Genomic DNA, 2,002 nt, shown 5'->3' with positions numbered 1-2,002 from the left:
TCTTCAGTGATCCCTTCTTCCATTTTATAGGTATAGCGGGGTCTTGCCCCATCCATTACGGTAGGCATGTACGCAAACCGAACATTGTCCCTTCCTTTTAAAGCTTCGCCAACTTCAATGATGTGCGTAGAGACAATAAACAGGCAGTTCCGGTACTCCGAAAACCCTTCGGTTACCGCCAGTGTCCCATCGTAAGCATCTTTTACATTGGTACCTTTAAACAACTCATCAAACATCAGCAGCAACCTTTTGCCGCTGGCCGCAGCCTCAGCCGCCTGTTTTACCCTAACCACTTCTGCGTAAAAATGACTGTAGCCCAGGTTGATGTTGTCGGCCACATTGATGGAAGAATACAGCCCCTGGCGTACCGAGAATTCCATACCGGCTGCCGCCACAGGAAAGCCTACATGCGCCAGGTACATTGCTATACCTACCGATTTCATCAGGGTAGATTTACCCGCCATATTGGCTCCCGTTAAGAACAGCACATTGCTGTCCTGGTCCAGCAGCAGGGAGTTGCCCACTGCTTTTTCTACACTGGGGTGGTACAGGTTGGTTACCGAAAGCACGTTCTTTTCAAAAGCTAAGGCTTTGGCAAAAACAAAACCTTTCTTGCGGGCCACATCACTTACCGCAATGTTCACATCAAGCTCATAAATGAACAGCAGCATATTTTCTATTTCCTGGTGCAGCTTGCTTTTAATTAAATGGTTATAAAAAATCAGTACTTTTACCGGCAGGCTCTTGTAGATATCTATGTTGCGCAAACGCTTCACCCGTTTATCGGCCAACAGCGCTTTTACTTCCTTTATCCGTTCTGCCCAGGGGCCGGGTACAGCCGGCATGTGCTCTAAAAACGACCAGCATTTGTTTAAAACAATGATTGCCGCCTGCAGGCCCTGGATATTTTTTTTATACCGCTCATCACGGGCCAGTCCGGAAAGCAACTTTTTGATAATGGTTCCCGCAAATACCCTTAAGAAACTTTCTTTTGCCCCGGTATCTACATATTCCCGCATTAAACCCACCTGCCCGGCATCAAAAGGAAAGCTCAGCTGCTCCTTTTGGAAAAACTGAAAAACTGCCGTACGCTCATTTATCGGTTCCGGGTCTTCCAGCGGCGAGAGGAACATTTTGTCTAACAGCTGCTCGCCACCCCGCGTTTTTACCTGGTTAAACAGGCTATATACCGAACCGCTCCGGAATTTACCGGGCAGGTTCAGCTCTTCTATCGTTTGTCTGTCTATACTGAAACTCATAACCTTTCATTTACTGGTGTCTGCACTATTTCATTTGTCCCTTTACTTTTTATCCCATTTTTAAGCAGGTCCAATATCCCCTCATTGCGGATGATGACCATACCATGCCGGTCATCTGTTACCCCCTCTTTTAAGGTATAGGTATATTCGGGCATGGTGCCCTTCATGATGGTAGGCAGGTATAAAAAGCCGATATTGCTTTTTTCCTTTAATTGTTCAGCGGCTTCTACTATATGTGAGGAGATGATGAACATACTGGTTTTCTTGCGGGCAAAGGCCTGGGTAACAGCAACGGTTGCTTCATGCGCATCTTTAACATTGGTACCCCTGAACAGCTCATCGAACAGCACAAACAAGGATTTGCCCTGCCCCAGCTCTGTAGCCATTTTTTTTACCCGCAGCACCTCCATGTAGAAATGACTGGCCCCTATGCCCAGCTTATCGGGCAGGTTAATGGTGGTATAAACCCCGTCCATAACAGAAAAATCCATAGCGGCGGCTGCTACAGGGAAGCCCATGTGCGCCACATAAAGGGCTGTGCTTACTGCCCTGAGAAAAGTAGATTTCCCCGCCATATTGGCCCCGGTTAAAAAGAGCACGTTATTACCCGGATCTATAGAAAGGTTGTTGGCAACCGGCTTTTTTAGCTCTGGATGGTAAACCCCACTCAGGTTCAAGATATTTAATCCTTTTTCCAGGGCTGTGGGAAAAACAAAGTTTCGTTTTACCGCCACCTCTGCTAC

General features: G+C 47.1%; 2 protein-coding genes. Both read right to left on the bottom strand.

Annotation, left to right across the window (positions count from 1 at the left end; all coding sequences use genetic code 11):
* Window positions 1-1,259, bottom strand: a 1,259-nt coding sequence (locus ABIE26_RS26530) for a MutS-related protein (protein WP_310147125.1), incomplete at its 3' end; no start/stop codon positions are given.
* Window positions 1,256-2,002: MutS-related protein (locus ABIE26_RS26525; RefSeq protein WP_409035714.1), on the bottom strand; the 747-nt coding region annotated here is incomplete at its 5' end. The genes ABIE26_RS26525 and ABIE26_RS26530, both read right to left, overlap by 4 nt.

Source organism: Pedobacter africanus, assembly GCF_040548825.1.
In the GTDB taxonomy this organism is placed as follows: domain Bacteria; phylum Bacteroidota; class Bacteroidia; order Sphingobacteriales; family Sphingobacteriaceae; genus Pedobacter; species Pedobacter africanus_A.
The sequence above is the reverse complement of the archived record's forward strand: the minus strand, read 5'-3'. Positions and strand labels throughout refer to the sequence as shown.